General features: G+C 65.8%; 7 protein-coding genes. 4 read left to right on the forward strand and 3 right to left on the reverse strand.

Annotated elements, in window-relative coordinates; all coding sequences use genetic code 11:
- The 3 genes from AC1P6P_RS18350 to AC1P6P_RS18360 form a co-directional block, all read left to right on the forward strand.
- A partial coding sequence (locus AC1P6P_RS18350; RefSeq protein ID WP_481403890.1) for a tetratricopeptide repeat protein occupies window positions 1-1314 on the forward strand: 1314 nt, incomplete at its 5' end.
- A 71-nt stretch (window positions 1315-1385) separates the two neighbouring features.
- Complete coding sequence (locus AC1P6P_RS18355) at window positions 1386-2306, forward strand: sulfite exporter TauE/SafE family protein (RefSeq protein ID WP_481403891.1); 921 nt, start codon at window positions 1386-1388, stop codon at window positions 2304-2306.
- A complete protein-coding gene (locus AC1P6P_RS18360) occupies window positions 2303-3040 on the forward strand; it encodes a TIGR02186 family protein (RefSeq protein WP_481403892.1) in 738 nt (245 codons plus the stop codon). Before AC1P6P_RS18355 ends, AC1P6P_RS18360 begins: the two co-directional genes overlap by 4 nt.
- Here the strand turns inward: AC1P6P_RS18360 and pdeM are convergent.
- Window positions 2965-3711, reverse strand: coding sequence for a ligase-associated DNA damage response endonuclease PdeM (gene pdeM / locus AC1P6P_RS18365; protein ID WP_481403893.1), 747 nt, complete (start codon window positions 3709-3711; stop codon window positions 2965-2967). The two genes, AC1P6P_RS18360 and pdeM, sit on opposite strands and share 76 nt — an antisense overlap.
- A gap of 65 nt (window positions 3712-3776) precedes the next feature.
- Here pdeM and AC1P6P_RS18370 point away from each other — a divergent pair, with 65 nt between their 5' ends.
- Complete coding sequence (locus AC1P6P_RS18370; RefSeq protein WP_481403894.1) at window positions 3777-4787, forward strand: beta-propeller fold lactonase family protein; 1011 nt, start codon at window positions 3777-3779, stop codon at window positions 4785-4787.
- Window positions 4788-4944: 157 nt separating this feature from the next.
- Here the strand turns inward: AC1P6P_RS18370 and AC1P6P_RS18375 are convergent, their stop codons facing one another.
- The gene (locus AC1P6P_RS18375) at window positions 4945-7407 is read right to left on the reverse strand and encodes a ligase-associated DNA damage response DEXH box helicase (protein ID WP_481403895.1); all 2463 of its coding nucleotides are present in this window, start codon (window positions 7405-7407) and stop codon (window positions 4945-4947) included.
- A 113-nt stretch (window positions 7408-7520) separates the two neighbouring features.
- On the reverse strand, window positions 7521-7759 hold a 239-nt coding region (locus AC1P6P_RS18380), incomplete at its 5' end, for a DUF1810 family protein (RefSeq protein ID WP_481403896.1).

A 7759-nucleotide genomic window follows, 5' to 3' on the forward strand; every position in this document is an offset into this window, starting at 1 on the left:
ACCGCTGCCAAAGCACCCGAGCCGGTCGCACCGGCCCCGGAAGTTCTGGCGCCACCGCCGGTCGTTGTCCCGACGGCGCCGCCGACCGCCGCCACCTTCGCGCCGTTGTCCGGGTTCGAGCCACCGCCGTTCGCCGCCGAGGTGCCGCCGTTCGCCGTCGCCGCACCACCGCCGTTCGCGCCGCCGCCGTTTGCAGCTCCGCCCGGCGATGCCTTGCCGGCGTTCGATCTGCCCGATGCCGGTGTGGCGCCGATCACCGACACGGTGCTCGCCGAGGCCCCACCGACGGTCGAATCCTATCTCGCCGCCGCCCGCCGCTCGGCCCGCGCCGCCGCCGCGCAGGAAACCGAGCGCTCCGCCAATCTCGGCGCCATGCGCTGGGGCACGCCCGATGCCGCCGTTCCGGCGCCGAAGCGCAAATCGAGCCCGCTGCTGGTCGGGCTCTTGGTCCTGATCACGCTTTTCGTTTGTGCCGCGCTGTTCCTGCATTGGCAGGCGATGAACCGGCCGGCCGATGTGACCCAACCGATCGCCGCCGCACCGGCCAAGCCGGCCGCCAAGGCTGAGAGCCCTGCCCTGCATCAGGCCGAGGCCCAGCCGGCGCCGCAGGTGATCCGCCCCGCTCAGGCGCCGAAGCCGACTGCTGTCGCCGCCGTGCCGCCGCCCGCCGCCCAACCGGCGCCGCAGCCGGTCACCGCGCCGCTCGACCGCCTCACCCAGGCTGCCAACGCCGGCAACGCCCGAGCCCAGCTCATCGTCGGATTGAAATATCTCGACGGCACGCCCACCAACCAGTCCGAAGCCGTCAAATGGCTGACCAAGGCCGCCGATGCCGGCGAACCGGTGGCGCAGTACCGCCTCGGCGGACTGTATGAGAACGGTCTTGGCGTCACCGCCGATCCGGTCAAGGCGGTGCGCCTCTATCTCGCCGCCGCCAATCAAGGCAACCGCAAGGCGATGCACAATCTCGCTGTCGCCTATGCCAAAGGCACCGGCGTGAAGAAGGATTTCGCCGAAGCCTCGCGCTGGTTCCTCAAGGCGGCCAACCTCGGCCTGTCGGACAGCCAGTTCAATCTCGCCGTGCTCTACGAACGCGGCTATGGCGTGCCGCAGAACCTCGTCGATGCGTACAAATGGTACGCCATCGCCGCCGCCCAGAACGATGGCGAGTCCAAGACCCGCATGAACGCCATCGCCAACCAGCTCGACGCCGACGCCCGCGCCGCCGCCCAGCGCGCGGCCGACAGCTTCCGCGCCCTCCAACTCAATGCCCGGGCCAATGTTGCCCCGGCGCTGGGCGATATCGCGCGCTGACCACTGCCGCGGTTGACCATCCCGGACAACCCGCGCACAGTCGTTCCGGTTCGCCTGCGAAATATCCCTCGATGGAAATCTACCTGCCCATCGCCCAGATGTCGGTCCAGTGGCCGGTCATCCTCGGGCTCGGTTTCGCGGTCGGCTTCCTGTCGGGCGTGTTCGGCGTCGGCGGCGGCTTTCTTCTCACCCCGCTCCTGATCTTCTATGGCATCCCGCCCGGCGTCGCGGTCGCCACCACCGCCAACCAGATCGCCGGTGTGACATTTTCCGGCGTGCTGGTGCATTCCAAGCGCCGCACCGTCGATTTCAAGATGGGCGCGGTGATGGTGGCGTCGGGGCTGGTCGGGTCGGCCACGGGCGTCTGGCTGTTCGCGGTGCTGCGGCGCATGGGACAGGCCGAATTCACCGTGTCGGCATCGTATGTGCTGCTGCTCGGCTGGGTCGGCGCCATCATGCTCAACGAGAGCATCCGCACCTGGAAGGCACGGCGCGACGGCAAATCGGCGGGCGGCAAGCGCTCCGGCCAGCACAACTGGATTCACGGCCTGCCGTTCAAGATGCGCTTCCGCCAGTCGCGGCTCTACATCAGCGTGATCCCGCCACTGGTGCTCGGCTTCATCGTCGGCATCCTCTCGGCCGTGCTCGGCGTCGGCGGCGCCTTCCTGTCAGTGCCGGCGATGATCTACATTCTGCGGATGCCGACCAATGTCGTGGTCGGGACCTCGATGTTCCAGATCCTTTTCGTCACCGCGTCCACCACGGTGTTACACGCCGCCGACAACTATACCGTCGACACGCTGCTGGCACTGATCCTGATCCTCGGCGGCGTGTTCGGCGTACAATACGGTGTTCGCGCCGGTGCCAAGCTCAGGGGCGAGCAGCTGCGTTTCCTGATGGCCATCGTGGTGCTGGCGGTCGCCATCGGCCTGTTCTGGCAATTGGTGATGCGCCCCGACGACGTCTATTCGCTGACCGCGGGGACGCCATGAAAGCGGCGGCTCTGGCCCTTATCCTGATGGCGGCACCGGCGTTCGGCGAAGAGACGCTGACCTCGGGCCTGTCGCAGGATTATCTGCAGATCACCTCGACCTTCACCGGCTCGGAACTGACGGTGTTCGGGGCGGTGGAAAATCCGGTCGTCGGCGAAAATCGCGACATCGTCGTGGTGGTGCGCGGGCCCGACACGCTGATGACGATGCGCCGCAAGGATCGCATTGCCGGCCTGTGGATCAACAATGCCCGCGCCAAGCTGTGGCTGCCGGCGTACTATTTCGTCACCGCGACACGGCCGCTGAACAGCATCGCCGATGCCGACACCCTCGGCCGCTATGAACTCGGCCTCAACAATCTGCGCGCCGAGGTGACCGCCAGCGACGGCGATGCGGCGCCCTATATCGCGTCGCTGGTGCGGGCCGAAAAGGGCGCCGGGCTCTATATCCAGACCGATGCCGGCGTCGACATGCAGAGCGCGACGCTGTTCCGCGTTCATGTGCCGATTCCGGCGGCGGTGCCGCGCGGCTCCTATGACGTGGCGGTGTATCTGTTCCGCGACGGCCAGGTGACCGCGGCGCAATCGACTCCGTTCTATGTCGATCAGGCCGGCTTCGAGCGACGGGTATTCGATTTCGCCCACACCAGGCCGATCGCCTATGGCCTGTTCACCGTGCTGATGGCGGTGGCGCTGGGCTGGGCCTCCATGTTCCTGTTCCGCAACAGGGCGTGACAGGGGCCCGCCACCGCATAGACGCGATCCCGCCCCATCGCGAAGACGCCGGCCTCGCGCGAAAACAGAGACGTCACCGCCTCGTCGCAGACATCGAAGCCGCCGGTATAGGCGCCCAACGCCGGCAACAGCAGGCGCAAGCCGTCGGACATGAAGCAGCGCCGGCGCAATGACAGGCCGTTACGGTTGACGCGCACCACCGGATGGACATGCCCCGCGACCTCACCGGCACACGGCGTTTCACACGGGATGTGGCGGAACAGCAGCGCCCCCGATTGGACGTGCGGCGCCACGGTGCCCCCCAGCCACTCCGGCGGGCACGGATCGTGATTGCCTTCCACCCAAATCCACTCCGCTTTCATCGTCAGCACCGAGAGGATCGCGATCTCTTCGGCATCGAGACGGGCGGCGGCGCCGTCGTCGTGGAAGGAATCCCCCAGCGCGATCACCCGCGCGGGCGTATAGCGCGCGATCAGAATAGCGATGCGCTTCAGGGTTGCGCGGGTGTCGTAGGGCGGCAGGAACTGGCCGCTGCGGGCGTAGGACGAGCCCTTCTCGAAATGCAGGTCGGCGACGATGAGCGTCTTCTCCGCCGGCCACCATGCGGCGCCGCCCGGATCGAGCACCAGCGTTTCGCCGCTGACGAGAATGGCGCATTCGCCCTGAGTCATGGCGGCAGTTTCGCATCCTTCAATCGGGCGAGGCAAACGGGTAAAACACGGATGGGAGAACCGCCATGAACCGCTTTGTGTTTGCCGCCTTCGCCGCCCTGTGCCTGCCCGCGCTGGCCGACCCCAGCCTGCTCGTGGTCACCAAACAGACCCACATGCTGGCGATCGTCGACGCCAAGACGTTGAAGGTGACGGCTCAAGTGCCGATCGGCGAAGACCCGCATGAAGTGGTGATCCTGCCCGACAATCGCACCGCGTACATCAGCCATTTCGGCGAAGGCACGCTGTCAACCCTGGCGGCGGTGGACCTGGTGCAGGCGAAAGCGCTGCCCGATGTCGAACTGGCGCCGCTGAAAGGCCCGCACGGCTTTGCGCTGCATGGGGCGACGCTGTGGTTCACGGTCGACAAGGCCAAGGCGATCGCCGCGCTCGATCTGGCGACCGGCAAGGTCGTCAATCTGCTCGGCACCGGCCAGGATCGCACCCACATGATATGGGTCAATCGCGACGGATCCAAGATCATCGCCTCCAACGCGGTTTCTGGAACGCTCTCGGTGTTCGATGCCCGCCTGGACGCACCTATGGTGGCCCCCGGCGCGCCGCCGGCACCGGCCTCCTACACCACGCCCGGATTCAAGCACACGCTGATCCCGACCGGGCGGCTGGCGGAAGGCTTTGCGGTATCGCCCGATGCGCACGACGTGTGGGTGGGCGATGCCGAAGGCATCATTCACATCATCGATCTCGACAAGAATGTCGAACGCGAGCACTTCGATGCCGGGACGCTGCTGGCCAACCGCCTCGCCTTCACGCCCGACGGCAAATACGTGGTGGTGACCCAGAAGCGGGGCAAAGACCTCGTGGTGATCGACGCCAAAACGCACGCGGTCGCCTATCGCATTCCGATCGAAGAGAACGGCGCCAGCGGCATCCAGATGCAGCCCGACGGCAAACGCGTTTTCATCGCCTGCCCGCGCGATCACTTCGTGGCGGTGGTGGATTTGAAGACGATGAAACGGGTGGCGACCATCGACGCCGGGAAAGAACCGGATGGGCTGGGGTTGTGGGTACATTGAAAAATGGGGAGTAGGGAGTAGGGAGTAGGGAGTAGGGAGTAGGGAGTAGGGAACGAGTGCCGATCTGTGCGGCGCGAGTCAATATGTTTACCTACTATTCCCTATTCCCTACTCACTATTCCCTCCCTACTCCCTACTCCCTACTCCCTACTCACTTTCATTCCACCCGCATCGCATCGGCGATGAGGGATTCTTCGGTTTCGCGTAAGGCCTCTTCGGCAGCGTCGCCAGCGACCATTTCTTTGGCGATTTCCAGCAGCGCCGGCACCGCGAGCGGGGAAACGCGATCCAATTTTCGCGACACGATGCGGCCTTTGACTCTCGCGAGCATGTCGCCGAGACGGGCGATGTCGAGCAGGCCGGTGGCAGCATCCTGGTAGGTGGCACGGAGCAGAATGTGGTCGGGCTCGTGCTCGCGCAACACGTCGTAGATGAGGTCGGTGGAGAACGTCACCTGGCGGCCGGTCTTTTCCTTCAGCGGCGAGCGGCGTTCGATCAGGCCGGCGATGACGGCGCAATTCTTGAACGTGCGCTTATAAAGATTGGATTCGGCGAGCCAGGCATCGAGATCGTCGCCCAGCATGTCCTGATCGAACAGCGCCGACAGAGCGACGCCCGACAGATCGCGCCGGCCCCAGACGGCGAGCGCGTATTCGTTGGCTGAGAAGCCGGTCGGCTGCAGCCCGATACGTTCGAGGCGGCGCGTCACCAGCATCCCCAGCGTCTGATGCGCGAGACGGCCTTCGAAGGGATAACAGACGAGATAGAAACGTGACCCGCGCGGGAAGGTCTCGACCAGCAACTGGCCGGGCTGCGGGATGACGCTGCGCCATTCCTGGATGCGCAGCCATTCGTGCACCGGATCGGGCAACAGGCTCCAGCGCGCGGGCTCCGACACCATCTCGCGCACGCGCTGCGCCAGAAAGGTGGAGAGCGGAAATTTTCCGCCGTTGTAGGACGGCACTTCGGCTTCGGTGTCGTTGGTGCGGGTGACGAAGGCGGCGTCTTCGTGAATGCCCATGAAGGCGAGCACCTCGCCGGCGAAAACGAAGGTATCGCCGGGCGCAAGCTGCTCGACGAAATACTCCTCCATCTGACCGAGCACGCGCCCGCCGGCGCCGACCGGGCGGCCTTTCGATTGCAGCCTTATGTCGATCATTGGGTCTTCAACGATGGTGCCGGCATTAAGGCGATAATTCTGCGCGAGGCGCGGATGAGCCAGCCGCCATTGGCCATCGGGCGTTTTGCGCAGCTTGGCATAGCGGTCGTAGCGCTTAAGCGCGTAGCCGCCGGTGGCGACGAACTCCACGACGCGAGTGAAATCGTCGCGGAGAAGACCGCGATACGGGGCGGCAGCAATCACCTCCGCATACAGATCGTCTTCGAAGAAATTGCCAGCACAGGCCATGCCGAGGACGTGCTGGGCAAGCACGTCGAGACTGCCGGTCTTCAGCCGCTCGCCATCGAGTTCGCCCGCGATCACCGCTTCGCGCGCCGCTTCGCATTCGAGCACCTCGAAGCGATTGGCGGGCACCAGCAGCGCCTGCGAGGGCTCATCGAGGCGGTGATTGGCACGACCGATGCGCTGCACCAGACGCGCCGCTCCTTTCGGCGCCCCGATGCAGACGACGTTATCGACGGCGCCCCAATCGATACCGAGATCGAGCGTGGAGGTGCACACCACCGCCTTCAGCCGACCCGCCGCCATCGCCGCTTCCACCTTGCGCCGCTGCTCGGGCGCCAGCGAACCGTGATGCAGCGCAATGGCGAGATTGTCGTCGTTGATGCGCCACAAATCCTGAAAGGTGAGTTCGGCCTGCCGCCGCGTGTTGACGAAGACGAGCGTGGTCTTGGCCTTCTTGATCGCCGCCATCACATCGCTCATGGCGTGACGCGCCAGATGCCCGGCCCACGGCACGTATTCCTCCGACGCCAGAATGGAAATTTGCGGCACCGCTCCGCCCATGGCGCGGACGAGTTCGGCGGCGCCGGGCTGGGGCACCAGATAGCGCTGCAACGGTTCGGAATCGGCGACCGTCGCCGACAGTCCGACGCGGCGGTGGCCGGGCGCCAGTTTGGCAAGGCGGGCGAGCGCCAGCGCCAGCAGGTCGCCGCGCTTGGAATTGTGGATGGCGTGCAGCTCGTCGAGCACGACAGCGCGCAAGTGCCCGAACATCCGCGGCGCATCGCGATGCGACAGCAGCAGCGCCACCTGCTCGGGGGTCGTCAGCAGAATGTCGGGCGGCGAATAACGCTGGCGCTGGCGGCGGCCGGCGGGGGTATCGCCAGTGCGGGTTTCGATTCTGACGTCGAGCCCCATTTCGCTGACCGGAGTTTCGAGGTTGCGCGCCACGTCGACGGCAAGCGCCTTCAACGGCGAGATATAAAGCGTGTGCAGGACGCGGGTGCGGCGCGGCGGCAGGCCGGAAAGCTCGATCAGACTGGGCAGAAATCCGGCCAGGGTCTTGCCGCCGCCGGTTGGCGCCACCAGCAGCACCGAGGCACCGCGGGCGGCGTGTTCGATCAGGGCAAGTTGATGCGGACGCGGGCTCCAGCCGCGCGCGGCGAACCAGCGGGTGAAGCGGTCAGGCAGCAGGAACGGCGTCAGCGCGGCGGACATGCGGGGGACGATAGCACAAAGAATACCCCTCACCCGGTTTGCCTAAGCACTTAGTCCGCGGAGAGCTGGGTAAGTGCAAGGCAAACCACCCTCTCCCACAAGGGGAAAGGAAATCAAAGGCGCTTGACGGTCTCGGGGTCTTCTTCGCCGGCGAAGTATTTTTCCAGCGCCTGGCGGAAGATCGGCTCCGCCGTGGCGTGCGCGAACAGGGTCATCGACGAGCGAAATTTGAGATCATCGGGATGGGCGAAGATGTCGGCGATGGCGGGTTTGTTTGCTGCCACCACCAGACGGGTGAATTCCCTCAGCCGCGGCCCCAGCACCGGATGGGCGAGATAGGCCCGCGCCTCTT

The sequence above is a fragment of the Rhizomicrobium sp. genome, from assembly GCF_056722145.1.

What these genes read in the sequence shown, in the direction of transcription:
- AC1P6P_RS18355 (WP_481403891.1), top strand. Translation starts at nt 1,386, where the DNA reads ATGGAAATCTACCTGCCCATCGCCCAGATGTCGGTCCAGTGGCCGGTC.
- AC1P6P_RS18360 (WP_481403892.1), top strand. Translation starts at nt 2,303, where the DNA reads ATGAAAGCGGCGGCTCTGGCCCTTATCCTGATGGCGGCACCGGCGTTC.
- pdeM (WP_481403893.1), bottom strand. Translation starts at nt 3,711, where the DNA reads ATGACTCAGGGCGAATGCGCCATTCTCGTCAGCGGCGAAACGCTGGTG.
- AC1P6P_RS18370 (WP_481403894.1), top strand. Translation starts at nt 3,777, where the DNA reads ATGAACCGCTTTGTGTTTGCCGCCTTCGCCGCCCTGTGCCTGCCCGCG.
- AC1P6P_RS18375 (WP_481403895.1), bottom strand. Translation starts at nt 7,407, where the DNA reads ATGTCCGCCGCGCTGACGCCGTTCCTGCTGCCTGACCGCTTCACCCGC.